This window comes from Pseudoalteromonas haloplanktis ATCC 14393, assembly GCF_000238355.1.
GTDB lineage: Bacteria > Pseudomonadota > Gammaproteobacteria > Enterobacterales > Alteromonadaceae > Pseudoalteromonas > Pseudoalteromonas haloplanktis.
The window spans coordinates 558652-584048 of the sequence record NZ_AHCA01000002.1 but is presented as its reverse complement, the minus strand read 5'-3'; the positions used below and the strand labels follow the sequence as shown (position 1 = coordinate 584048).

At 41.1% G+C, this 25397-nt stretch carries 21 protein-coding genes, 1 tRNA gene and 1 pseudogene; 18 read left to right on the top strand and 5 right to left on the bottom strand.

The genetic code is table 11. From position 1 onward, the window contains the following. Positions 1–325: 325 nt before the first annotated feature. The 3 genes from PHAL_RS0106760 to PHAL_RS24495 form a co-directional block, all read right to left on the bottom strand. Entirely contained in the window at positions 326–2143 is a 1818-nt protein-coding gene (locus PHAL_RS0106760) for a DEAD/DEAH box helicase (RefSeq protein WP_016707672.1), read from the bottom strand. A 160-nt stretch (positions 2144–2303) separates the two neighbouring features. After that, complete coding sequence (locus PHAL_RS0106755) at positions 2304–2567, bottom strand: GrxA family glutaredoxin (RefSeq protein ID WP_016707671.1); 264 nt, start codon at positions 2565–2567, stop codon at positions 2304–2306. A gap of 88 nt (positions 2568–2655) precedes the next feature. Further along, a complete protein-coding gene (locus tag PHAL_RS24495) occupies positions 2656–2937 on the bottom strand; it encodes a TlpA disulfide reductase family protein (protein WP_232321848.1) in 282 nt (93 codons plus the stop codon). A 329-nt stretch (positions 2938–3266) separates the two neighbouring features. On the opposite strand from PHAL_RS24495, the gene PHAL_RS0106745 reads away from it, so the two are divergent. Together PHAL_RS0106745 and PHAL_RS0106740 are read left to right on the top strand one after the other, a co-directional pair. Next, positions 3267–3794: a redoxin domain-containing protein gene (locus tag PHAL_RS0106745; RefSeq protein ID WP_029216061.1), complete on the top strand. Its 528-nt coding sequence runs from the start codon at positions 3267–3269 to the stop codon at positions 3792–3794. A gap of 225 nt (positions 3795–4019) precedes the next feature. Beyond that, positions 4020–4466: an Hsp20 family protein gene (locus PHAL_RS0106740; protein WP_016707669.1), complete on the top strand. Its 447-nt coding sequence runs from the start codon at positions 4020–4022 to the stop codon at positions 4464–4466. Positions 4467–4598: 132 nt separating this feature from the next. Here PHAL_RS0106740 and PHAL_RS22835 read toward each other — a convergent pair. After that, positions 4599–6160, bottom strand: a pseudogene (locus PHAL_RS22835) (cryptochrome/photolyase family protein). 126 nt (positions 6161–6286) lie between these two features. Between PHAL_RS22835 and PHAL_RS0106730 the strand changes: the two are divergent. Beyond that, complete coding sequence (locus PHAL_RS0106730) at positions 6287–7099, top strand: DUF4124 domain-containing protein (protein ID WP_016707667.1); 813 nt, start codon at positions 6287–6289, stop codon at positions 7097–7099. A gap of 20 nt (positions 7100–7119) precedes the next feature. Here PHAL_RS0106730 and PHAL_RS0106725 read toward each other — a convergent pair whose 3' ends face one another. Beyond that, entirely contained in the window at positions 7120–7596 is a 477-nt protein-coding gene (locus PHAL_RS0106725) for a globin (RefSeq protein ID WP_016707666.1), read from the bottom strand. A 330-nt stretch (positions 7597–7926) separates the two neighbouring features. Here PHAL_RS0106725 and PHAL_RS0106720 point away from each other — a divergent pair. The 15 genes from PHAL_RS0106720 (at position 7927) to PHAL_RS0106645 (ending at position 25395) form a co-directional block, all read left to right on the top strand. Continuing rightward, positions 7927–8003: transfer RNA gene (locus tag PHAL_RS0106720), tRNA-Met, on the top strand. A gap of 315 nt (positions 8004–8318) precedes the next feature. Beyond that, entirely contained in the window at positions 8319–8774 is a 456-nt protein-coding gene (rimP, locus tag PHAL_RS0106710) for a ribosome maturation factor RimP (RefSeq protein ID WP_016707664.1), read from the top strand. Between the two features lie 39 nt (positions 8775–8813). Further along, positions 8814–10313, top strand: a complete 1500-nt coding sequence (gene nusA / locus PHAL_RS0106705; RefSeq protein WP_016707663.1) for a transcription termination factor NusA — start codon at positions 8814–8816, stop codon at positions 10311–10313. Positions 10314–10338: 25 nt separating this feature from the next. Further along, positions 10339–12996, top strand: coding sequence for a translation initiation factor IF-2 (infB, locus tag PHAL_RS0106700; protein WP_016707662.1), 2658 nt, complete (start codon positions 10339–10341; stop codon positions 12994–12996). A gap of 111 nt (positions 12997–13107) precedes the next feature. Beyond that, positions 13108–13509 carry a 30S ribosome-binding factor RbfA gene (rbfA, locus tag PHAL_RS0106695; RefSeq protein WP_016707661.1) on the top strand — a complete coding sequence of 134 codons (402 nt, stop codon included), beginning with the start codon at positions 13108–13110 and terminating at the stop codon, positions 13507–13509. Then, on the top strand, positions 13509–14459 hold the full coding sequence (gene truB / locus PHAL_RS0106690) for a tRNA pseudouridine(55) synthase TruB (RefSeq protein WP_016707660.1): 951 nt from the start codon (positions 13509–13511) through the stop codon (positions 14457–14459). The genes rbfA and truB overlap by 1 nt, the downstream gene beginning before the upstream one ends. 108 nt (positions 14460–14567) lie before the next feature. Continuing rightward, positions 14568–14837 (top strand): 30S ribosomal protein S15, encoded by a 270-nt coding sequence (rpsO, locus tag PHAL_RS0106685; protein WP_016707659.1) that lies wholly within the window; start codon positions 14568–14570, stop codon positions 14835–14837. A 546-nt stretch (positions 14838–15383) separates the two neighbouring features. Next, positions 15384–17519 carry a polyribonucleotide nucleotidyltransferase gene (pnp, locus tag PHAL_RS0106680; RefSeq protein WP_016707658.1) on the top strand — a complete coding sequence of 712 codons (2136 nt, stop codon included), beginning with the start codon at positions 15384–15386 and terminating at the stop codon, positions 17517–17519. A 138-nt stretch (positions 17520–17657) separates the two neighbouring features. Then, the gene (gene nlpI, locus PHAL_RS0106675; RefSeq protein ID WP_016707657.1) at positions 17658–18536 is read left to right on the top strand and encodes a lipoprotein NlpI; all 879 of its coding nucleotides are present in this window, start codon (positions 17658–17660) and stop codon (positions 18534–18536) included. Next, entirely contained in the window at positions 18520–19731 is a 1212-nt protein-coding gene (locus tag PHAL_RS22830; protein ID WP_016707656.1) for a hypothetical protein, read from the top strand. The genes nlpI and PHAL_RS22830 overlap by 17 nt, the downstream gene beginning before the upstream one ends. Positions 19732–19942: 211 nt before the next feature. Further along, a complete protein-coding gene (locus tag PHAL_RS0106665) occupies positions 19943–22735 on the top strand; it encodes a monovalent cation/H+ antiporter subunit A (RefSeq protein ID WP_016707655.1) in 2793 nt (930 codons plus the stop codon). Next, entirely contained in the window at positions 22735–23082 is a 348-nt protein-coding gene (locus tag PHAL_RS0106660) for a Na+/H+ antiporter subunit C (RefSeq protein ID WP_016707654.1), read from the top strand. Before PHAL_RS0106665 ends, PHAL_RS0106660 begins: the two co-directional genes overlap by 1 nt. After that, positions 23079–24596, top strand: a complete 1518-nt coding sequence (locus PHAL_RS0106655; protein WP_016707653.1) for a monovalent cation/H+ antiporter subunit D — start codon at positions 23079–23081, stop codon at positions 24594–24596. The genes PHAL_RS0106660 and PHAL_RS0106655 overlap by 4 nt, the downstream gene beginning before the upstream one ends. Then, entirely contained in the window at positions 24596–25132 is a 537-nt protein-coding gene (locus tag PHAL_RS0106650) for a Na+/H+ antiporter subunit E (RefSeq protein WP_016707652.1), read from the top strand. The genes PHAL_RS0106655 and PHAL_RS0106650 overlap by 1 nt, the downstream gene beginning before the upstream one ends. Then, positions 25126–25395, top strand: a complete 270-nt coding sequence (locus tag PHAL_RS0106645; RefSeq protein WP_016707651.1) for a K+/H+ antiporter subunit F — start codon at positions 25126–25128, stop codon at positions 25393–25395. The genes PHAL_RS0106650 and PHAL_RS0106645 overlap by 7 nt, the downstream gene beginning before the upstream one ends. Positions 25396–25397: the final 2 nt, after the last annotated feature.

Genomic DNA, 25397 nt, shown 5'->3' with positions numbered 1-25397 from the left:
GGCTCTACAAAATGATAAATCAGGTGATCAAAGCTGATGAGAATCGGTGATCAAAGTCATGAGAATACGCATAAAGATGTATTCCTTATCCCACAAACTTTATAGTTGAGAAAATCACCATTGTTCTACATGAAAAATTTATAACGCAGTTAGCGCTTTATTTAGCCCGCTAGAATGGTTAAATATTTAAGTCGATTGGTATTACATACTATTACAAGTAATAAAGTGAAGGTTTGCCTAGGACTGAGATTTACTGCTGTAACGCTGTGCTAAAAAAAAACCTTGGCACTTTCGTGGCAAGGTTTTTTTATTAAAGAGACGTTGCTTATTTAGCTGTAAAGCTTACTGGGCGACGTTCTTTACGAGGACCGCTACGCTTATCACCGCGAGGGCCGTCATTGCGCTTCCTGTCACCAGCTGGGCGTTCGCTGCGCTCAGGGCGCTCAGAAGCTGCTTCAGCTTTTGTCAGTGTCATTCCCATTGGGCGTTTACAAATAAACACTTTTTGGAAGTGATCTAATACATCTTTCGGCATGTTTTGCGGTAGTTGTACCGTACTGTGACTGTCGTGAAGACGAATGTCACCAATAAACTTGCTTGAGATATCAGCTTCGTTAGCGATTGCACCCACAATGTTCTTAACCTGAACACCATGCTCACGACCCACTTCGATACGGTATGTATCCATAGGACCTGCATCACGGCTATTACGCTCACGAGGTTTTGAATCACGGTCACGAGTAGGGCGATCACCACGCTCGTTACGACGGCCACGATCACCACGGTCATTACGTGAGTTACGTTCGCTACGCTCACGTTGCTGAACTTTAACTTCTTCAACTTTAATTGGTGATTGTTGCTGTGCTAAACACAGTAATGCACCCGCTAGGTCTTCAGGAGTAAGTTCAAGCTTTTGCGCCATATTAGCAGCGACTTCATTAAAGAAAGTAATATCTTTGTTTTCAAGTGCAAGGCTAAGCTTGGCTTGTAATGCTGCGATACGTTTTTCTTCAACTACTTTTGCCGTTGGTAATTCAACTTGTGCAATATCTGAATTCGTATGACGAATGATATTTTTAAGTAAATAACGTTCGTTATGTTTTACGAAAAGAATCGCTTTACCAGTACGACCAGCACGACCTGTACGGCCGATACGGTGAACGTAGGCTTCAGAGTCTTGCGGAATATCGTAGTTGATAACAAGGCTTAAACGGTCAACATCTAGACCACGTGCCGCAACGTCAGTTGCGATAACAATGTTTAACATGCCGCTTTTTAAGCGATCAACTGTGCGTTCACGTGCTTGCTGGTTCATGTCGCCGTTAAGTGGCGCAGCAGAGAAACCTTCGCGCTCTAATAACTCAGCAAGTTGTACAGTGTCGTTACGTGTACGTACGAAAACAATCGCACCTTCGTATTGTTCAGCTTCTAAGAAACGAACAATCGCTTTATTCTTGTGTACGCTGGCATTCCAAAACACTTGCTCAACAGATGATACAGTTGAGTTACGCGCAGAAATATGAACCTGTTCAGGGTTATTCATATATTTGCTGCTGATGTTTTGAATTTGCTTAGGCATAGTCGCAGAGAAAAGACATGTTTGCTTTTCACGCGGTGTTTTTTCCATGATGTTTTCAACATCATCGATAAAGCCCATACGTAACATTTCATCGGCTTCATCAAGAACAAGCGCTTGTAAGCTGTCGAACTTGATTGTACCGCGGTTAATATGATCGATTAAGCGACCAGGTGTCGCGACAATAATTTGCGCGCCTCGACGAAGTGCACTTAATTGGATGCTGTAGCTCTGGCCACCATAAAGTGCCAACACTTCAACACCACGAGTGTGTTTAGCATATTGTTCGAATGCCTCAGCTACTTGGATCGCAAGCTCACGGGTTGGTGTGAGAACAAGGATCTGTGGCTGCTTCACAGACGGGTCAATATTATTAAGTAATGGCAGTGCAAATGCTGCTGTTTTACCTGTACCCGTTTGCGCTAGTCCCAGTACGTCCTTTCTTTCTAGCAATAACGGTATACATTGAGCTTGGATTTCAGATGGTGTCTTGTAACCCAACTCTTCAACTGCTTTTAAAATTGCAGGAGAAAGATTTAGAGATTCAAACGTGACTGGTTCTGACATTAATACGCCTCAACGAATTTAAAGAGGCGCGCATTGTATAGGAAATACGAGGCAATTGCTTGTATAAATTACAACTAATTTGTATGTGGTTGATGTTGGTCATAATTTAACCAGCTTGATTGAGGTCAAATTAAGCTGGTTAACATATTTGATACAGAACTTATTGATAAAGTCCAAGATTTTCTTTTGCGTATGCTTCAAACTCAGTGAAACCACCAATGTGTTTTTGGTCAACAAAAATTTGCGGCACAGTTGGACAAGGTTTACCTGCTGATTGCTCTAAATCAGCTTTACTGACGCCTTCTTTAATAATATCAACATAACGAAATTTAAAATCATCGCGTTCATCAGCTAGTTTCTGTGCAACATCTTTTGCACGAACACAAAATGGGCAGCCTTCACGGCCAAAAATTACAGTTAACATATCGCTCTCCTCGATTTAATTTGAACCTATCATAACTAACTTACTAAAAATATATAGCGTAAAAATGCGATTGGCGTATTCCATTTTTTTAATTGTCGGCACGTAAGCTAATACCTAATTCACTCGAATAGCCCATTGAACGGGCTGTGATCTGCAGTTGTTCATTAATTACATAATAAGTAGGAAAGGCGCTGATTTTATAATTTTTTTTGGTGTTTTTATCGCCGAGCAAAATAGGCATTGTGAGTTTTAGTTCGTCAACAAACTGTATAACCTCGTGTTGATTTTTATAATCAAGCGCAATACCAACGGCATTAATATCAGAGTCAAGTAGCGCTGCTTCTAGATTTGGCATGCTGTATTTGCACACCGTGCACCAGGGCGCAAATAAAGTATATAACAGTCGTTTTGCCTTTAAGTTCAGCAATACTTAAACGCGTATCAGTAGCGCTTAGTAACGGTAAGTTAAAGTAAGGGGCTGGACTGCTATCTGTTTTTAGTAAATTGCGTTCTTGGAATGCACTAACCAGAAAAAAGATTGTTGCTGCTAAAGCTATGTTTATTAGTGTACTGCGTAAAAGTTTCAAACACATCTCCAAGGTTAGTTGCATTTTTATGGTTGAATTAATTAGTTTAACCCTAAGGTCTAGTAAAACCATGTAAATGTTTAAATTTTATTTTTAACAGGAGAACATGATTATGAGTAACACTATACAACCGGCAATGAAAATGCCTACCTTTAAAGCAAATGGTATTGATGGCAAATCTTTTGATTTAACGCAGCGGCAGACTGATCTGCCATGGAAGATGATTGTTGTGTACCGTGGCAAGCATTGCCCATTATGTACCAAACAATTAAATGCATTGGCGAAAATGAAAGGTGACTTTTCTGACGCAGGAGTTGAGTTAGCTGCGGTTAGTGCTGATAGTTCAGAGCAACTTAAGCAGCATCTTAATGATTTAGATGTCAATTTTCCTTTATATAGTGGGTTAACTTTAGTGCAAATGAGTGATTTTGGTTTGTATATTAGTGAGCCTCGTAATGAAAATGAGACCGACCATCCATTTTCAGAACCAGCTATATTTGTACTGAATGAGCAAAATCAAATTCAGATTTTAGATAAATCGAATGCACCATTTTCACGTCCTGATCTAAATGCACTTCTATCGGGAATTAAATTTATTCGTGAAAACGATTACCCAATTCGTGGCACACTCGCGCCATAAAAGTACTTTGAGGCACGCTTAATGCGTGTCTCTGACATTTTTTTAAATTTTTTTATTTATTTACTTGAAAACAATTTTGCCGTCCATATATAGTTTAATGAGGACGCCTGATGGGTCCCAAACCAAACAGAAGTAATTGAAATTTATATTATTAATTAAACTTTGCCCGTGCTTGTTCAACCGAAAAGCACCTGCAAAATATCGCTTAAATATGAGGATATTATTATGCGTACAGTAGACTTATCACCACTTTATCGTTCATTCATTGGTTTCGATCATTTAGCATCTTTAATGGATGCGGCAGCTCGCACAGACAAGCAGCCAAGTTTTCCTCCTTATAACATTGAAGCACTCGATAAAGACAAATATCGCATCACTATGGCTGTGGCCGGTTTTAGTGATAATGAACTGACTATCGAGTCAGAAAACAACACTTTAAAAGTAGCCGGTATCAAAGCTGATAAAGGTGAAACTGAAGAACGTAAATTTATTCATCAAGGTATCGCAGAACGTAACTTTGAGCGTAAGTTTCAGCTAGGCGACCATGTCAAAGTACTGGGTGCTGATCTAGCGAATGGCTTATTAAGTATCGATTTACAGCGTGAAATACCTGAAGCACTTAAACCACGTAAAATTGAAATTGGCAGTAGTAACTTGCTAGAAGGGAAATAACGAACCCTTTGACATTTTTCTCCCTGATTTAATTGTTATTTTTAGCCGCCTCAATTGAGGCGGCTTTTTAATGTTTGTTTAATGAGTGTCGTTTTCACACAGTAACAATAGTGAAGGGAATATCTTATCGTGTTAGAGCTTTTCTATATTATCTAGGCACCACTGCGCTCTATTAAGAATAGCTTGCTGCTGCTCTTGAGGTTGCTTTTGCCAATTTTTATAGACCATACCAATCCGAGGATTACGCGCTAAGCGCGTTTGATGGCTGTGCATAAATTGCCAGTATAAGCTGTTAAACGGGCAGGCCGTGATTTCAGTTTTTTGCTGTACCTTGTAGTGACAATTTTTACAGTAATCACTCATTTTGTTTATGTAGTTACCGCTTGCAGCATACGGTTTGGTGGCGATAAGACCACCATCAGCAAATTGACTCATCCCACGGGTGTTAGGCATCTCTACCCATTCAATAGCATCGATGTAAATGCCTAAATACCAGCTATCAACTTCCTTTGGATCAATACCGGTTAATAAGCAAAAGTTACCAGTGATCATTAAGCGTTGTATATGATGCGCATAGGCGGTTTCCAAACTTTGCGTGATTGCTTGTTTCATGCAGTTCATTTTTGTTTTGCCACTCCAAAAGTAATCGGGTATCGAGCGGTTGGCATGTAGTGCATTTTTAGTTGCGTAAGCGGGCATATTTTGCCAATAGATCCCTCTAACATACTCACGCCATCCTAAAATCTGCCTGATGAATCCTTCAACTTGGGCAAGATTGATCTGATCTTGGCGTGCTGTAAATTCAGCGAGGACTCGATTAATAACGTGCATTGGGTGCAACATCTTAGTGTTTAACGCAAACGCTAATCGGCTATGATATAAGCTCCATTGGTGTGGACTTTGACAGGTCATAGCGTCTTGAAATTGTCCAAATTTGGGTAAAAGGTCACTGCAAAAATAGTCGAGTAATTGCTTTGCTTGCGCGCGACTCGTTGGCCATAGTAAGGTTGTTGAACATTGACCAAAAGTATTTACGCGATGCCTTTTGATGCGCTGTAAAATGACCTCAATATTATTGGTAAATATCTTTGGTTTAGGGATGGTGGCTAAATCGGTTTTTTTTAACTTGTTACGGTTGTCTTGATCAAAATTCCATTGCCCTCCTTGCGGTGCATTATCTTGTATTAGTATATTAAAGCGCTTACGCATCATGCGATAAAAAAATTCCATCTTTACCTGTTTATCTCTTGTAAAGTGATCGCCAATGTCAGCATAAGGTAATAAAAAATGTTCGCTATCGCAGCCACTTACTTTTAAGCTACTGCGTGATTTAAACTGCAGCATTTGTTGTTGCAGGCTATACTCATCAGGATACTGATATTGAATTTGCTGGCACTGATATTGCTCGGCTAAGCGCGTTAATAGTAATGTGATGCAAGCATCGTTCTGGGTATCATCTAAGGTTAAATGAAGTACATTTAATTGGGCTTTTTTGAGCGCAGCGGCAAAGTTTTCCATTGCTGTGAAAAACGCCACCACTTTTTGTATATGGTGTTTTACATAATCGGTTTCTTGTTTTAATTCAGCAATGACATAAAGGTATTGCGTTTGGTTCTCTTCTTTATACCAACTGTGCTGTGGTTAGCGTTGAGTTGATCGCCAAAAATAAATCGCAGCGTTTTATACATTATAATTTTTGCCCAAAATAACTCTATACGGACTAAGGTAGCAGTTAGATCGCATTTATTAATTCCCAAAGCCGTGGTATATAGATATAAGAACCTGTGTAGGTTAACTACATGAACGAAGGAATGTCGGCTATGAACAAACATCAGTGTAATATTCGAAAATTAAAAATTATTTTACCTTGCTTCATTACGCTCAGCTTTGTTGCGCCGTTGCATGCAAGTGTTTATAAGTGTGAAAAAGAAGGTGAGGTGGAGTTTAGCCAATTTCCATGTGGAGATAATGCAAAGCTCATTACAGTGAAGGAGCAAAACCCTGCTGTACCCAGTAACATTGTTACTCATGGCGACATGAATACATCCGAGGTAGATACATATATCCGTACTAAACAAATTGATGCGGATATTCAGCAACACCAAGATAAGATTGATACTTTTAGCGAAAAAATGAATGCGGAGATCGCTGGATTACGGGATCAATCTGATGCGCAATTAAATAATTTATCCGGTGCCAAAAAAGAAACGGCGATTGCTAACCAAATGGCTAGTGTGTCAGAGCGCTATAATGTATTAATTGAGCGCGAGCAGCGAGACATCGACCGTCTATTAAAAGAAAAGTTAGCCTTGCAAAGTATGACAAACAGCTCCGAAATTGACGAGCAATCAACACACAGCAAAGACATTGATTCATTTATTCGTGGGCAAGAGATCAAGCGTGATATTGAACAACGGCAATCAAAAATTGATACTTATCAAGCGCAAATGGATAAACAAATAGCGACACTTGAAGCGCAAGCTAGTGAACAACCAAAAAACTTAACCGATGCGACTTTTGATAATTCATTATCGCGAAAAATGACCGCGATAACGTCAAAATACGCGACTCTGATTGATGTAGAACAACGCCAAATAGATCGCTTATTACAAGAGTTAGCCACTTTACAATAAAACAGATGGCATATTAACCGCTATTTTTTTTCAAGGACTCTGTGGCTTTTGTGTATTTGAGTATTAATAGCTACTACATTACTAAAGTTAAATAAATATGATTTAACGATATTTTTAAATAGTCGTAATGAGTAGCTCCAAGCAATTTGTGCTTTATGTGTAAAGTGATTGCCTAAATGAATTTGTAATGTGTTATAGAAAGCATCACAAAGTAAGTTGACATCAGTATTGCTGATACCTAATTTTGCTAAGTTATTAGCGTGATGCTCTATAAAAGGAGTCACCATAGATAGATTATCTAAATGACTTAATGTTCTTTCCAAAGCACAATAGAGTATGTAACTTTTTTCGCTGATAGCGTTACTACTCGGACACTTTATTGTAAGTGCTTGACGCTTCAGTTGAACCTGAAAAGTGACAGTAAAGCAGTGGAAGTTTGGTTTTATTATTGCAATATTTTGCAATAATAGTTTTTGTTGGTCATTACTAATACACATAGATTTATTCGCTCTAAGTAAAACTATTTCACTCACTTTAAGTAAAGTGTAGTTGGAGAATTCAACTGTGTTTGTAAAAAGTAGTAAAGGACTTGCTGTGAAATACGTTATTAGTGATTTAGATCAACTTTATTGCATATAGCTCAATAATTAATAGCCGTTCAATTAAAGTTAATTGTTCAGCTGTGTAATCTTGCACTTTAACTTTATAGTCTAAGTATTCTTTATGAGTTTTTGGTTGCTAATTATGCCAAGGCTCTCTATAATAGCCGCCATTGTTTAGCTTAGTTGATTAGCTAGATGGGTATCGTATAGTTTGATACCAGTTGGCGCGGGATGGAGCAGCCTGGTAGCTCGTCGGGCTCATAACCCGAAGGTCGTCGGTTCAAATCCGGCTCCCGCAACCAAATTCTTGGAGTTAGTTCTCGATTTAACGATTCTAAGATTTTGTTGCCATACTTATGAGTAGCGATTTTAGTTACTGATTTGAAGTCGCGCATTCTATGTAATGCGCGTTTTGCGTTTAAGCCTTTGGGTTTATTTAGGTGGTGTTTGCTGCCCGCAGCCAAGCTTGGCCCATGGCCACACAGTTTTATGCTTTAGGTGTGACGCCCCGCTTGGTTCGGGGCGTTGTTGTATCTGCACCACTTGATTTTTACTCAAGGAATAAGCTAGGTATTTTAGGGCTATAAGCCCTTTTTTTGTTTGTATGGAGGATTTTCGTGACAAAACTTGAGCAAGATTTATTAACCATGCTTTCACCGTCAGTTGAGATGTTAGGCTTTGAATTACATGGTCTAGAGTTTGTGCAAGCGGGTCGCCATTCTACGCTTAGGGTCTATATCGATCATGAAGCGGGGATTTCGGTTGATAATTGTGCTGATGCAAGTCGTCAAATAAGTGCGATTTTAGATGTCGAAGACCCAATTACAAATGAATATGATTTGGAAGTATCGTCTCCTGGTGTTGATCGTCTATTATTCAAACAAGATCACTACGAGAAGGCACAAGGAGAGGAAGTACGTGTACGTACTAAGCTTCCGCAAGATGGTCGTCGTAATTTTAAAGGCGATTTAGTTTCAGTTAGCAGTGATATGATCACACTTTCAAGTGACGGCACTGAACACTTAATCATGCTCAGTAACATTGAACGTGCGAACATTATCGCAAAGTTTTAATTTCGAGTGCGAAGGAATAGGGCAAGCGAGGCATAACCCATGGCAAAAGAGATATTATTGGTTGCTGAAGCCGTTTCCAATGAGAAAGCGGTTCCAAAAGAAAAGATTTTCGAAGCGTTAGAGTTCGCATTAGCGACCGCGACTAAGAAAAAACACACGGGTGAAATTGAAGTACGTGTTGCAATTGACCGTAAAACAGGTGACTACGACACATTCCGTCGTTGGCAAATTGCTGAAGTACTTGAAGATGGTTCACTAGAGCACCCATACAGCGAAATTACCTTAGAAGCTGCGCAAGTTGATGATCCTGATCTTAAGGTTGGTGATTTCGTTGAAGAGCAAATCGAATCAATTAAGTTTGATCGCATTACAACACAAATGGCAAAGCAAGTAATCGTACAAAAAGTACGTGAAGCTGAACGTGCATTAGTTGTTGAAGCCTATAAAGATCAGCAAGGCGAGTTAGTAACAGGTGTTGTTAAAAAAGCAACGCGTGATGCAATCGTTTTAGATCTCGGTAACAATGCTGAAGCGGTTATTTACCGTGATGACATGTTACCACGTGAAAACTTCCGTCCAGGCGACCGTATTCGTGGTTTACTTTACGAAGTAAAACCTGATGCCCGTGGCGCACAGTTATTTGTAACGCGTTCTAAGCCAGAAATGCTGATGGAGTTATTCCGCATTGAGGTGCCAGAAATTGGCGAAGAAATGATTGAATTACGTGCTGCAGCGCGTGATCCGGGGTCGCGTGCAAAAATTGCTGTTAAATCGAACGACAAACGTATCGACCCAATTGGTGCGTGTGTAGGTATGCGTGGCGCCCGTGTACAAGCTGTTTCTACCGAGTTAGGTGGTGAGCGTGTTGATATCGTACTGTACGACGATAACCCTGCGCAGTTTGTTATCAATGCTATGTCACCGGCTGAAGTTGCGTCAATCGTGATGGACGAAGACACTCATTCAATGGATATCGCTGTTGAAGCAGATAACCTAGCACAAGCAATTGGTCGTAATGGTCAAAACGTTCGCCTTGCTAGCCAGTTAACTGGTTGGGAATTGAATGTAATGACCGTTGAAGAAATGCGCGCCAAAAATGAAGCTGAATCTGATAAACTAATTAACTTATTTACAGAAAACTTAGATATCGATGAAGATTTTGCAACGCTACTTATCAATGAAGGTTTCTCAACGCTTGAAGAAGTCGCCTATGTTCCTGCATCTGAATTCTTAGAAATTGATGGGCTAGACGAAGAAACCGTTGATGTTTTACGTTCACGTGCTAAAGATGCGCTAACAACGAAAGCATTAAAAACAGAAGAAAGCCTTGACGGTGCTGAGCCTGCAGAAGACTTATTAGCACTAGAAGGATTAGAGCGCCACCTTGCGTTTGTTATGGCAAGTAAAGGGGTTGTAACGCTTGAAGATTTAGCTGAGCAAGGTATTGATGAATTAGTTGATATCACAGAAGTTTCTCCAGAAGAAGCTGGTAAGCTCATTATGGCTGCGCGTAACATTTGTTGGTTCGCAGACGAGTAATTTATTAACGGAGGTATTTGAGACTATGGCAGAAGTAAATGTTGAAAAACTAGCCGGGGATATCGGTACAACTGTTGATAAATTGCTTCAACAACTATCGCAAGCCGGAATCACTAAGCAAGCGGGTGATAATGTAACTGAAGCTGAAAAAGCAACGTTACTTGATCACTTGAGCAAGCAGCACGGCGGCACAGGCTCAGACGGCCCAGCCCGTATGACATTGCAACGTAAGAGTAAAAGCACACTGAGTGTGACAGGCTCTACGGGTCAAGCAAAGTCAGTGCAAGTTGAAGTACGTAAAACACGTACTTACGTGAAGAAAAGTGCTGTTGAGCAAGAACAAGAGCAAGCACGTATTGCAGCAGAAGAAGCTGCACGTCGTGAAGCTGAGCAACAAGCTGCAAAAGAAGCGGCTGAGCTAAAAGCAAAACAAGATGCTGAGCGTAAAGCCAAAGAAGAGGCTGATCGCAAAGCGAAAGAAGAGGCTAAACGTAAAGCAGACGCTGAACGTGCAGCAAAACAGAAGCAGATGACTCCAGAACAAACCGCTAAGTCTGAAAAAGACCGTGTTGAAGCTGAGCGTCTGCAAAGAGAAGCAGAAGAGGCCGCATTGAAGAAAGCTGAAGAAGAAGCGAAACGTCAAGCAGAAGAGGCAAGAAAGCTAGCAGAAGAAAACTCAGCTCGCTGGAAGAAAGAAGAAGAAGAGCGTAAGAAGCGTGAAGAAACCGCTGATCACCACCTTACGACTTCAACTTACGCACGTGAAGCAGAAGATGTTGCTGATGCGCGTGATGAGCAAGGCGCACGCCGTGCGAAGAAAAAGAAAAAAGCCCCAGCGAAAGAGAAATTCGTTCCTTCTAGAGGCAAGAAAAGTAAGCTAAAAGCGCCTTCGTCATTACAACATGGTTTCCAAAAACCGACTGTTGATGTGAAAAACGAAGTACGTATTAGTGAAACAATTACAGTTGCTGAGCTTGCATCACGCATGGCAGTTAAAGGCGCTGAAGTTGTAAAAACAATGATGAAAATGGGTGACATGGTTACCATTAACCAAGTGATTGACCAAGAAACAGCGCAACTCGTTGCTGAAGAAATGGGTCACAAGGTTATCATTGTTAAAGAAAATGAATTAGAGCAAACGGTACTTAACGACCGTCACGAAGATGGTAAATCATTACCACGTGCACCAGTTGTTACCGTAATGGGTCACGTTGACCATGGTAAAACATCAACGCTTGATTACATTCGTGAAGCAAAAGTAGCCTCTGGCGAAGCGGGTGGTATTACCCAGCACATTGGTGCTTATCATGTTGACGTAAATGGTAACATGATCACGTTCTTAGATACGCCTGGTCACGCGGCATTTACGTCAATGCGTGCTCGTGGTGCGAAAGCAACCGATATCGTAATCCTAGTAGTTGCAGCAGATGATGGTGTAATGCCACAAACTAAAGAAGCCGTACAGCATGCGCGTGCAGCTGGCGTTCCTTTAATCATCGCTGTCAATAAAATGGATAAAGAAGGCGTAGACCCAGATCGCGTTAAGAATGAGCTTGCTCAGTTAGACGTTATTCCTGAAGAGTGGGGCGGTGATACACAATACGTGCATATTTCAGCTAAAACGGGTTTAGGTATTGATGAGCTATTAGAAGCTGTATTAATGCAAGCTGAGTTATTAGAATTAACAGCGCCAACAGTCGGTATGGCGGCGGGTGTTGTAATTGAATCACGTTTAGATAAAGGCCGTGGCCCAGTTGCATCTATTCTTGTTCAATCTGGTACGCTTAATCAAGGTGACATCGTATTATGTGGTCTTGAATATGGCCGTGTTCGTGCGATGCGCGATGAAAACGGTAAAGATATCAAATCTGCTGGTCCTTCAATTCCTGTTGAAATTTTAGGTCTGTCAGGTATTCCGGCAGCCGGTGATGAAGCAACTGTAGTTAAAGACGAGCGTAAAGCCCGTGAAGTTGCACTTTATCGTCAAGGTAAATTCCGCGATGTTAAACTAGCACGTCAACAAAAAGCCAAGCTTGAAAACATGTTCACTAACATGACTGATGGTGATGTGTCAGAAGTTAACGTGGTACTTAAAGCTGACGTACAGGGTTCAATCGAAGCAATCTCTGATTCATTGACTAAACTGTCAACTGATGAAGTTAAAGTGAAAATTGTTGGTTCTGGCGTAGGCGGTATCACTGAAACTGATGCAACGCTTGCTGCAGCATCGAATGCAATCGTTGTTGGCTTTAACGTTCGTGCTGATGCTTCTGCGCGTAAAGTGATTGAGTCTGAAAACTTAGATTTACGTTACTACAGCGTTATCTACAGCTTGATTGATGAAGTTAAGCAAGCTATGTCAGGTATGTTAGCACCTGAGTTTAAACAAGAGATTATTGGTCTTGCTGAAGTACGTGACGTGTTCAAGTCACCTAAAATTGGTGCTATCGCAGGTTGTATGGTTACTGAAGGTGTGGTTAAACGTAGCGCGCCAATTCGTGTACTTCGTGATAACGTGGTTATCTATGAAGGTGAACTTGAGTCACTTCGTCGCTTTAAAGACGACGTTGCTGATGTTCGTAACGGCATGGAATGTGGTATCGGCGTTAAGAACTATAATGACGTTCGCGTTGGTGACCAAATCGAAGTATTCGAAACAGTTGAAGTACAACGTTCACTTTAATTGCTCGTAAGCTAAGATAATAAATGGGGGCTCAGCCCCCATTTGTGTATTCATTATTTAAAATAACTTATTTATATTTGTCAATGAGTTATAAATTTAGAGTAGAGTATAATGAGAGAGTTTTCTCGTACAGATCGCGTTGCTCAGCAAATTCAAAAAGAGATTGCTGTTATTTTACAACGTGAAATTAAAGATCCACGTTTAGGTATGGTGACAGTGTCTGCTGTTGAAGTATCGCGTGATTTATCTTATGCCAAAGTGTTTATTACAGTGTTTAATACCGAAGATGAAAATGCGGCAAAGCAAAGCGCTAAAGTATTAAACGAAGCAACGGGTTATATCCGTTCATTGCTTGGCAAGCGTATTCGTGCCCGTATTATGCCGGAATTGAAGTTTGTTGTTGATAACTCATTAATGGAAGGGATGCGTATTTCAAACTTAGTTGATTCGGTTATCCGTGAAGATAAAGCGAAGCACGTAGATGATGAACCAGAACAAGGCACAAAAGACTAATGGCAAGACGCAGTAAAGGCCGCGCAATTGACGGCATTTTATTACTAGATAAGCCACAAGGTATTTCGTCAAATAAAGCTTTGCAGCAAGCAAAGGGCATCTATTTTGCGCAAAAAGCAGGTCATACAGGTGCGCTTGATCCGTTAGCAACGGGTATGTTACCGATTTGCTTTGGTGAAGCGACAAAGTTTACTCAGTTCCTACTTGATACTGATAAAACATACGTTGTGCGTGCGAAACTAGGTGAACGTACAACAACCTCTGATTCTGACGGTGAAATTGTCAGTACAAAAGAGGTTAATGTAAGCGAAGAGCAGTTGAGTAGTGAAATTGCAAAATTTTTAGGTGAGTCTGATCAATACCCTTCTATGTATTCGGCGCTAAAGTATGAAGGAAAACCTTTGTATAAGTATGCCCGTGAAGGCATTGAAGTGCCTCGTAAGTGTAGAAAAATCAATGTATTTAGTTTAACGCTTGATGAGTTTGATGAAGCGAATAATGAAGTACAAATGACCGCTCATGTATCAAAAGGCACTTACATTCGTACTATTGTTGACGATTTAGGTGAGAACCTCGGCTGTGGCGCACATGTTATTATGTTACATCGTAGTGCTGTGGGACATTACCCTGCAGATAAAATGGTGTCATTAACGCAGTTAGAAGCGCTCCTTGCTAAAGCAAAAGAGCAAGAACTGAGCCCATCTACTTATCTTGATGAACTGTTATTACCTATGGATAGCGCTTTAGTTGACTTACCCGTTGTTGAAATAACCAAAGAGCAGGGGGTTTCCTTTGGCCATGGTCAGGCTGTTGTACTTGGTGTAGAACTACCTGAAGGGGCCATTAAAGTGTTGGCGGATGGTGTGTTCATCGGCACGGGTGAGAAAAACCCTGATGGCCATTTGAAGTCAAAACGCGGCTTATCAAATCAACAAGAAGCGACTGAGTAAAGTTTCGCTTGTAGTTATTGCCGTAGCTGGTAGAATACGCCCGCTAATCGTTTTGGCTGAATTAGTGATCGGCTAAGACACCTTTTAAATTTTATTTTTGGAGTTACTATGTCACTAAGCAATCAAGAAAAAATCGATATCATCGCAAAATTCGCACGTGCAGAAGGCGACACTGGTTCACCTGAAGTACAAGTTGCACTTTTAACTTTCGATATCAACAAGCTTCAAGGTCACTTTGCTGATCACAAGCATGACTTCCACTCACGTCGTGGTCTGCTTCGTAAAGTAAGCACTCGCCGTAAACTGCTTGATTACCTTAAAGGTAAAGACATTGCACGTTATACTGCGTTAATCCAAGAACTTGGCCTACGTCGCTAAGAACTAGATTTCATAAAAAGGAGCATTTAGCTCCTTTTTTTGTGCCTGGCATTCCCTTCGTTGTTCTACATGAAAAATTCATAATACCAATCGTGTTAAGTTACTGACCATTTATAGCGACAGATAAATGGAGTGATAACAAGGCATAAATTTTGACATGTAGTTGTTCTACATGAAAAATTTATAACGCAGTTAGCGCTTTATTTAGCCCGCTAGAATGGTTAAATATTTAAGTCGATTGGTATAACGCAGTTAGCGCTTTATTTAACCCGCTAGAAAGGGTAGATAGTTAAGTTAATCGGCAAACGTACTCGAAATACAAAGCGCTCATAGTTGCGGCTAAAGTGGCTGTGATTATCTAGGCCGTAGACTCGCATTTTTACCTGACTTTGTTATATACTACTGCGCGTAGATAAAAAGGTTTATCTATGGTTACTTACATCATTGCCAATTGTAGTACTTAATTGATTTCCAAATGAATACAATTATGTACTGTAATTGGTACCTTGATGATGACTTATAAAATACATTTAAGGATTATTTTAAGTGCAAGCAATTATTAAAGAATTTCAACTAGGTCAACACACCGTTACCCTAGAAACAGGTGCAATCGCTCGTCAAGCAGACGGCGCAGTACTAGCAAGCATTGGCGACACATCAGTATTAGTAACAGTTGTTGGTAAGCGTGAAGCACAACCAGGCCAAGACTTTTTCCCATTAACAGTTAACTACCAAGAGCGTATGTACGCTGCGGGTCGTATTCCTGGTGGCTTTTTAAAGCGCGAAGGTCGTCCTAACGATGGCGAAACACTGATTGCACGTCTTATTGACCGTCCAATTCGTCCACTTTTCCCAAATGGTTTCGTAAATGAAGTACAAGTTATTGCGACTGTTGTTTCTGTAAACCCTGAAATCCAACCTGATATGGTTGCGATGATTGGTACTTCAGCAGCACTTGCTATCTCTGGTATCCCTTTCAGTGGCCCAATCGGTGCAGCGCGTGTAGGTTACATCAATGGTGAATATGTACTTAACCCAACACTAAAAGAGCTTGAAGAAAGCCAACTTGATTTAGTTGTTGCAGGTACTGATAACGCAGTACTTATGGTTGAGTCAGAAGCAGACGTACTTGCAGAAGACGTGATGCTAGGTGCGGTTGTATATGGTCATGAGCAATCTCAAGCTATTATCAACGCAATCAATGAATTCAAAGCAGAAGCAGGCAAGCCTACTTGGGATTGGACTGCTCCTGAGAAAAATGTAGCTCTTGAAGATAAAGTAGCTCAACTTGCATCAGAAAAAGTAGGCGAAGCTTACCGCATTACTGATAAAGTGGCACGTAAAGAAGCATTAACGGCAGCGAAAGACGCGGTTGTTGAAGCACTTACAGCTGAACTTGCAGAAGACGAAACGCTTGATAAGCAAGAAGTAGGTAAAGTATTCGGTTCACTTGAGAAGAAAATTGTACGTGGCCGCATTACAGCGGGCGAGAAGCGTATCGATGGTCGTGAACCAGACATGATCCGTGCATTAGATGTAATGACAGGCGTATTACCGCGTACTCACGGCTCAGCAATCTTTACACGTGGTGAAACACAAGCGCTTGTTACTGCAACACTTGGTACAGAACGTGATTCACAGTTAATCGACGATTTAACTGGCACACATAAAAATCACTTTATGCTTAACTACAATTTCCCTCCGTTCTGCGTAGGTGAAACAGGTTTTGTAGGTTCTCCTAAGCGTCGTGAAATCGGTCACGGTAACTTAGCTAAGCGTGGTATCCAAGCTGTAATGCCAACACTAACTGAGTTCCCTTACTCAATCCGTGTTGTATCTGAAATCACTGAATCAAATGGTTCATCTTCAATGGCATCTGTTTGTGGTACTTCTTTAGCACTTATGAACGCCGGTGTGCCAATTAAAGCGTCTGTTGCGGGTATCGCGATGGGTCTAGTTAAAGAAGACGAGAAGTTCGTTGTTCTTTCTGACATCTTAGGCGATGAAGATCACTTAGGTGATATGGACTTTAAAGTAGCGGGTACATCAAACGGTATCACGGCACTACAAATGGATATCAAGATTGAAGGTATCACGCAAGAAATCATGCAAATTGCACTTAAGCAAGCAAAAGCTGCCCGTTTACATATTCTAGGTGTAATGGACGAAGCAATTGCTGCGCCTTCTGAAGAGCTATCTCAGTTTGCTCCTCGCATTTATACTATGAAGATCCCACCGAAGAAAATCGCAGAAGTTATCGGTAAAGGCGGCGCAACAATTCGTCAACTTACTGAAGAAACAGGCACTACGATTGAAATCGAAGATGATGGTACAATCAAAATTGCAGCAACTGATGGTATGAGTGCACAAGATGCAATAACACGTATTGAGCAGTTAACGGCTGAGCTTGAAGTAGGCACTATCTACACAGGTAAGGTTGTACGTATCGTAGATTTTGGTGCGTTTGTTAATATCTTGCCAGGTAAAGATGGTCTAGTACATATTTCACAAATTAGCACTGAGCGTGTTAATACCGTGACAGATCATTTATCTGAAGGTCAAGAAGTGAAAGTTAAAGTACTTGAAGTAGACCGTCAGGGTCGCGTACGTTTAAGTATCAAAGAAGCAATGGAATCAGCAGCACCAGCAGCACCAGCAGCTGACGCACCAACAGACGCTTAATTGTTGATATTTAATTCAGTTAATTACTGGATAACATAAAAAGGGGCTGTATAGCCTCTTTTTTTATGCTTTAATGAAACCTCTGTGGATAGCACTTGTCTTATCTGTTTGCTACTTATCTTGGTATAAAGGATTTTAATGATACTTAAACACATAGCCTTGGCATCGTTAGTTATTTTGTCTTTAAGCGCCTGTCAATCTACTTCGCAAGCACAACCAACAGCAATTGTGAATGTGCCTTTTACTGCACCATTACCTTCTGATTTTCGTAGTGAAATTGCAATAGCGCGTTATTCTGAGTTGTTGAACCGTGCCGATTTAGCGCCAGATCAACAAGCAAAACTGTATTATGATCGTGGTGTCTTATTTGATAGCTTAGGAATGTCAACCTTGGCACGGATTGATTTTAATCGTGCAGTGCAATTGAAGCCAGATCTAGCTGAAGTGTATAATTTTTTAGGTATTCATCACACGTTGATGCAGCAATATGAAAAAGCTTATGAGTTTTTTGATTCAGCCTTAGAGCTGAATGAGCAACACGAATATGCTTATTTAAATCGGGGGATAGCACTTTACTATGGTGATAGGCCAAACCTTGCAGCGGCTGATCTTGAAGAGTTTCTAGCTCGCTCTCCGAGTGATCCATACCGAGTATTGTGGCTCTACTTAGCGCAAGCCGATGCTGACCCTGTGCAAGCTTTATCTGCTTTAAAAGCCAATGCGCAAGGCCTTGACGATAGCCAATGGGCATATGGGTTAATCTCTTTGTATATGGGTGATTTGAGTGAGGGGGCTTTTTTAGCTAGCATTAGTGAAGGTGTATCAACTGAGCAAGAGTATGCACAACGCCTATGTGAAGCGTATTTTTATCTTGCAAAAATGTACCAAGCAAAAGGCCTAGATTACCAAGCGGCTGACTTTTTTCGTTTAGCGCTTGCGACTAATGTTCATGAGTTTGTGGAATATAAATATGCTCGCTTAGAGCTTGAGTTAATGGCTGGTGAAAACGCCAGTTAAATACTTTGTTAGCGTTGCTGTTATACTGACAGTTGGTTGCTTATCAAGCTCAGTAAATCAGCATCGCGATGTTGCTTTTTGGCATGCCCAACACTCCCCAAAGTCTATTTTACTCAATTATTATGGTTTTATTGCCGATTTTAATGCGCAATTAAATAACTTACCTGATCCTCATTTATACCAGCTAGCCTTAAATCAAGTGGTTGATGCTCAGTTTGCATGGGCATTACGATTGTTAAACAATAAAGAAGCTGACGCAGCAATGCCGTTTTGGCGTGCCAGTGTTGATCAGCAAGGTATTGAACAACGCCGCCAGCTCAGTGCTTCGTTATTTCGCTTTGAGCGTTGGGAAGATTTAGAGTATTTAAACGAACAACAACTTTTACCTGCTGGCGATGTGGCTGAGCATTTAAAATTGCATCGCAGTGCGTCACCGCGACGAATAGAGCAAGGTTTTGCTAATGATGAAGGGTTTTTGTTGGATTTTTCACAACTTCAAGCAATGCCTCAGTGTCAGTATAATGTACTGATGATGACAGATCACCGTCTAGGGCTGCGTCAACTGAATGCACTATCACAACGGTATCGGCAACACCCGCAGCCTAGAGCCGCAAGTTTTTGTTTTAGTAAACCCATTTATTTAGGAAATACAATAGATTGCCAGCAGCAGCCTGACGCCGCTGCTCGCTGTAATTGGCACCCTTTCATTGCGGATAAAACATGGCCAGCAGGCTTTGACTTTATTGTAATGATGACCGCGACAGGCTTTGGTAATGTGCAAGGGGGAATAATGCACTTAAACTCAACGAGCCACTACGGATTATTTTTGCATGAGTTGATGCACTTTAATGGCTTTGAAGATGAATACGTGTTGCCAGCAGCAAAACAAGCATGGTTGTGTGATCAGCGAGGCTTAGTTGCACCTAATTTGTTTATTGCCAATGGTGTGGCTCCGCCCAAGGGCTGGACTTTAAGTGCTAGTTGTCAAAGGGGAAGTAAAGCTTATAAACCCAGTGCTGACTGGTCAATTATGCAATATCAAATATTGCCACTTTCTGAACAATATCAACAGTTATGGTTGCAAAAGATCAATGAGCCGCATTATCAGCCGGTGCGCTTTGCTGACTATTTTCAACAAATGGAACCTGCTATGGACTTTATCACCAAAATGACAAATAAAAATATTGCTGAGTAAAGTTGTGAATAATATGAAATCAGCGTTAAATTAGTACAAAATAGCAGCAGGTAGGAGGGCTAACTATAGACAAAATCGTCCCTGATCAGTATAACTATAACCACTATATGTGTTTTTTAAAGCTAAAATTAAACCATCTCAATGACCAGTACTAAACTAAAACTAACTAGCAGTGTATTGATACTCTTATGACTTCAAAAGGTTTCTCATTATGACTTTGCTCTGGATACCCTTGTTATCCTTAATTGGCAGTGTTATTTCTTCCTGCACCGGAAAATTGACTCGTAATCAATCTACGAGCTTAACTATGCTGGCACCGTTGTGTGCGTTAGCAATCACTATTTATCATGCGCCTACGATTTTAGCGGGTGAAACGCTCCGTTTTACTGCACAATGGATACCGGCATTAGGAATAGACATTGCTTTACGCTTAGATGGCTTAAGCTTATTGTTTATTTTTATGATCTTAGGGATCGGCTTACTGGTTATCTTTTATACTCGTTACTATTTGAGTACGAAAGACTCAATGGCAAAACTCTATAGTTATTTGATGCTATTTATGACAGCAATGCTTGGTATTGTGATGTCGAATAACGTTATTCAATTATGGTTTTTCTGGGAACTCACCAGTATTAGTTCTTTCTTACTTATTAGCTATTGGTGGCATAAATCTGAAGCCCGTAAAGGTGCTCGTATGGCACTGGCAGTTACTGGTGCTGGCGGCTTAGCGTTACTCGGTGGTTTGTTATTGATCGGAGACATTGTTGGTAGTTACAATCTTGATGTGATTTTAGCAAGTCGTGCGCTGATCCAATCACACGAACTGTTTGAATTCGCTTTAGTGCTGATGTTATTAGGTGCCTTTACTAAGTCAGCGCAGTTCCCATTTCATTTTTGGTTACCACATGCTATGGCTGCGCCAACACCGGTTAGTGCTTATTTACATTCAGCAACTATGGTGAAAGCGGGAATATTTTTACTGGCGCGTTTCCACCCTGCGCTAGCAGGAAATGATACTTGGTTTATTTTAGTCGCCATGACAGGTTTAACCACCTTATTAGTTGGCGCATACATCGCATTATTTAAGCATGATTTAAAAGGCTTGTTAGCGTATTCAACCATTAGTCACCTCGGGTTGATCACTTTATTACTTGGTTTGGATACCGAACTTGCTACCGTCGCTGCGATTTTCCATATTATTAACCATGCCACATTCAAAGCCTCTTTATTTATGGCGACCGGTATTATTGATCATGAAACCGGCACGCGTGATATGCGAAAACTCAATGGTATGTGGCGTTTTATGCCTTACACGGCAACCCTTGCAATGGTTGCTGCGGCCGCTATGGCAGGGGTGCCATTGCTAAATGGTTTCTTATCAAAAGAAATGTTTTTTGCTGAAACCTTGCACCAACAAGTGCTTGGCTCAATGTCATGGTTGATCCCCGTATTAGCGACTCTGGCAGCGGCTTTTTCAGTGGCTTATTCAGCACGCTTTATCCATGATGTCTTCTTTAATGGTGACCCAATTGATTTACCGAAAACACCCCACGAGCCGCCGCGTTATATGCGTGTGCCAATCGAAATCTTAGTGGTGTTATGTTTGCTCGTTGGTATGTTCCCTAATTTTGTTGTCGATGGCATCTTATCTGCGGCATCGTTGGCTGTATTAGGGGATGCAACGCCTGAGTTTAAATTGTCAATTTGGCATGGCTTTAACTTACCTCTACTAATGAGCTTTTTAGCAACGTGTTGTGGTGTGTTTATTTACATTCAACGTAAGCACTTGTTTCAATTTCAAGCATCATTACCAACATTGAATGCTAAAAAGACCTTTGAAAGAGTGCTTTATATTGTTATCAAATGGAGCCAAGAGAAGATCCGCAGTACGGAAAATGGTTCATTACAGCGTTACATCGTCATTATGCTCGGTGTTGTTTTATTATGTGCAGGTTGGCCGCTATTTGAAATGGGGGCGCTGGCGGGAACAGCACCTCGCACGCCTATTGACTTCCATAATGGTATTGGCGCGGGCTTATTAATAATAGGTGCGATTAGCACTGTAATTTGGCATCGCTCTCGTATGGTATCGCTATTGATGATATCAATTGTGGGCTTAATGGTGTCGGTTGCCTTTACTCGCTTTTCTGCGCCTGACTTGGCATTAACACAATTAACTGTGGAAGTTGTGACGGTAATATTGCTAATGCTGGCATTGTTTTTCTTACCGCAACGTACACCAAAAGAGTCGAGCTCTTTACGCATTTTACGTGATTTAGGTATTGCCTCAGCAGTGGGAGTGGTCGTTGCGAGTATTTGTTATGCGCTGCTTACCCGTCCGCTTGAATCTATTTCCGACTTCTTTGTTGCTAACGCCAAAACAGGTGGGGGGGGTACCAATGTGGTTAACGTTATCTTGGTTGATTTTAGGGGCTTCGACACGCTAGGAGAGATCACCGTATTAGGTATCGCTGCATTAGGTATATATAAGTTACTTGCTAATTTACCACTGTTCATGCCTGCAAGTGATAGTGAAGGGCGTCCGTGGGCTCGTGAACGCTATCCAATACTACTTTCAAGTATCTCGCAAAGCTTATTACCATTAGCCTTACTGGTATCGGCTTATATATTCTTACGCGGACATAACTTGCCTGGAGGTGGTTTCATTGCGGGCTTAGTAACGTCAATTGCGTTTATTTTACAGTATATGGCCCGTGGCTCGGTGTGGATCACCTCTCGTTTTGATGTCAACTATCGCAAGATTATTGCCTCAGGTATCGCTATTGCCATGTTTACAGGTTTAGGCAGTTGGGCATTTGGCAGACCGTTCTTAACAACATGGTTTGATTACTTTGATATTCCATTCGTGGGTAAAACGGAGCTTGCCAGTGCCATCGTATTTGATTTGGGCGTGTACTTAACCGTAGTTGGTGCAACCTTAATGATTTTAGCAAGTCTTGGTAAGCTCACTGCTGATGCAGCTAAAGAAGAGGTCAATATTTAATGGAACTGTTATACGCATCGTGCGTTGGTGTATTAGTGACGTGTGGTATTTATTTACTTCTAAGGGCGCGTACTTTCCCTGTCGTATTGGGATTGACGATGATTTCCTATGCAGTAAATTTATTTTTATTTTCAGCAGGACGGCTCACAATTAATAAGGCTGTAGTGCTTGGTACTGGTGCTGATTATGCTGATCCTCTACCACAAGCGTTAGTATTAACGGCAATCGTGATTGGCTTTGCAATGACGGCCTTCGTGGTGATTTTAGCTATTCGAGGTCGTGCGGATTTGGGTAATGATCATGTTGATGGTCACCTTGTGAAAACCAATAGCAAGGAGCACAAATGATTCAGCACTTGGCTTCATTACCCATCCTAATTCCAATGCTAGCAGGGATATTGTTGCTATTACCGCCATGCGGTAAAAGTATTCCTATTCGTCGTGTCGTGTCGACTGTGATGTCGATTATTACTGCCTGTATCAGTGCTGTGTTACTGGTCCATGTATATAGCTCAGGTCCCATGGTCTATGCTATTGGTGATTGGCAAGCCCCGTACGGTATTGTTTTAGTTGCTGATTTGTTGTCAGTATTACTGGTTGCTTTAACGTCATTTTTAGCTTTGGTTGTAGTGCTTTATAGTAGTGTTGGCGATGATGAGAAAGGCAGTTTTTTTCACCCGTTAGTACATTTTTTAGTGCTAGGTGTAAATGGTGCATTTTTAACGGGCGATTTATTTAACCTGTTTGTATTCTTTGAAGTGCTATTAATCGCTTCATATTCGTTATTGATGCATGCAGGAGATAAACATAAAACACGTGCCGCATTACAATACGTAATATTAAATTTGATTGGCTCAAGTGTATTTTTGATTGCGCTGGGTATTCTATATGGCGTATTAGGCACCTTGAATATTGCTGATATGGCACTCAAAGTATCGCAGCTACAAGGTGATGACGTATACCTTGCGAAAATAGGCGGCTTATTACTTTTGGTTGTCTTTGCTCTAAAAGGCGCGCTATTACCTTTGCATCTGTGGTTACCAAATACCTATGCCAGTGCTATGCCGGTGGTCGCAGCTCTGTTTGCGATTATGACAAAAGTAGGTGTGTACGCCATGCTACGAGTGTATACGGTTATATTTGGTGAGCAAGCAGGCTTATTGAATCATATGGCACAGCCTTGGCTGTGGGGCTTAGCAATAGCCACAATCATAATTGGTGCTATAGGTGTACTTGCGGCACAAGATTTACGTAAGCTAACCGCGAATCTAGTTGTGGTTTCAGTGGGTACTTTAGTTGCCTTAGTAGCGATTCAGCATGTGAGTGCAACGGCTGCCTTGTTATACTACTTAGTTCATTCAACCATTATATGTGCGGCGTTATTCTTATTAGCAGATCTCATTGCTCACCAGCGTGGCAAAGTGGCGGATCGTTTAGCTCCTGGGCGTGGGGTTGCACAACCTATTTTACTAGGTAGCTGCTTTATTGTTGCCGCTTTAGCTGTGGTTGGCATGCCGCCGCTCTCAGGGTTTGTTGGTAAAATTTGGATTTTAAAAATTACCCTTGATAGTGAGCGTGCACTGATTTTTTGGCCAGTGTATTTGATTGCCAGCTTTGCATTATTGGTTGCGCTTTCTCGGGCAGGTACTAGTTTATTTTGGGAGCGTAAGCACCAAGGTCGTGATCACCTTGAAGAAGAGCACGCTAAACCAATGCAAGTTATTGCTGTAATTGGTTTATTAGCATGTTCGCCATTAATGGTTATTTTTGCGGGGCCAATTTCCGAATATATGATAGCGGCTGCGACCCAACTACATGATATATCGGCTGGTATAAATACTGTTCTTAAGGGAGGCTTATAATGCGTTTAGAATCCCGTTTTCGTTGGTTACCTACACCATTTCGTAGTTTATTACTCTTTGTTGTGTGGTTACTGTTAAATAACAGTGTATCGCCAGGTCATATTATTTTGGCCGTACTGTTTGCCTTTTTTATCCCTGTGATCACCTTTCCATTTCGTGAGCCACAGCCGCTGATCATTAAACCTGGGTTAGCAGTTAAACAGTTTTTAATAGTGTTGTTTGATATTATTACGGCAAATTTACAAGTTGCACTGCTAATTTTAGGACCGGTTAAAAAGCTGCGTCCGGCATTTGTGAAGGTTCCACTCGATCTAACTCACGCAATGCCGATCACTATTTTGGCGAGTACAGTATCATTGACACCAGGTACAGTGAGTGCTGAAGTTTACCCTATACCAGAGTCATTACCGCCAGGTGAAGAGCCAACAGAGCGCTACTTATTAATTCATGTATTAGATTTAGATGATGAACAAGCATTGATCAATACCATCAAACAGCGCTATGAAGCCCCACTCAAGGAGATCTTTCAATGTTAGAAACGGTTTTTTTAATCGTCTTTGCTATGATTGGCCTATCACTGTTACTTAATTTGTGGCGTTTAGTGGTTGGTCCTTCGGTGCCCGATAGAATTCTAGCGCTTGATACTATGTATATAAATACCATTGCATTGATCATTTTGTACGGTATGAGCATGGGGACAGGGCTGTATTTTGAAGCCGCGTTGTTAATTGCAATGCTTGGTTTTGTTAGCACCGTAGCGGTATGTAAATATTTGCTACGTGGCGATATCATCGAATAAGG

Coding starts and splice junctions, on each gene's coding strand:
- nlpI (WP_016707657.1), top strand. CDS start 17,658: ATGATACTTAAACACATAGCCTTGGCATCGTTAGTTATTTTGTCTTTA.
- PHAL_RS0106645 (WP_016707651.1), top strand. CDS start 25,126: ATGTTAGAAACGGTTTTTTTAATCGTCTTTGCTATGATTGGCCTATCA.
- PHAL_RS0106655 (WP_016707653.1), top strand. CDS start 23,079: ATGATTCAGCACTTGGCTTCATTACCCATCCTAATTCCAATGCTAGCA.
- PHAL_RS0106730 (WP_016707667.1), top strand. CDS start 6,287: ATGAACAAACATCAGTGTAATATTCGAAAATTAAAAATTATTTTACCT.
- PHAL_RS0106660 (WP_016707654.1), top strand. CDS start 22,735: ATGGAACTGTTATACGCATCGTGCGTTGGTGTATTAGTGACGTGTGGT.
- PHAL_RS0106755 (WP_016707671.1), bottom strand. CDS start 2,567: ATGTTAACTGTAATTTTTGGCCGTGAAGGCTGCCCATTTTGTGTTCGT.
- truB (WP_016707660.1), top strand. CDS start 13,509: ATGGCAAGACGCAGTAAAGGCCGCGCAATTGACGGCATTTTATTACTA.
- infB (WP_016707662.1), top strand. CDS start 10,339: ATGGCAGAAGTAAATGTTGAAAAACTAGCCGGGGATATCGGTACAACT.
- PHAL_RS0106650 (WP_016707652.1), top strand. CDS start 24,596: ATGCGTTTAGAATCCCGTTTTCGTTGGTTACCTACACCATTTCGTAGT.
- PHAL_RS0106740 (WP_016707669.1), top strand. CDS start 4,020: ATGCGTACAGTAGACTTATCACCACTTTATCGTTCATTCATTGGTTTC.
- PHAL_RS0106725 (WP_016707666.1), bottom strand. CDS start 7,596: ATGTGTATTAGTAATGACCAACAAAAACTATTATTGCAAAATATTGCA.
- nusA (WP_016707663.1), top strand. CDS start 8,814: ATGGCAAAAGAGATATTATTGGTTGCTGAAGCCGTTTCCAATGAGAAA.
- PHAL_RS0106760 (WP_016707672.1), bottom strand. CDS start 2,143: ATGTCAGAACCAGTCACGTTTGAATCTCTAAATCTTTCTCCTGCAATT.
- rpsO (WP_016707659.1), top strand. CDS start 14,568: ATGTCACTAAGCAATCAAGAAAAAATCGATATCATCGCAAAATTCGCA.
- PHAL_RS0106745 (WP_029216061.1), top strand. CDS start 3,267: ATGAGTAACACTATACAACCGGCAATGAAAATGCCTACCTTTAAAGCA.
- rbfA (WP_016707661.1), top strand. CDS start 13,108: ATGAGAGAGTTTTCTCGTACAGATCGCGTTGCTCAGCAAATTCAAAAA.
- PHAL_RS0106665 (WP_016707655.1), top strand. CDS start 19,943: ATGACTTTGCTCTGGATACCCTTGTTATCCTTAATTGGCAGTGTTATT.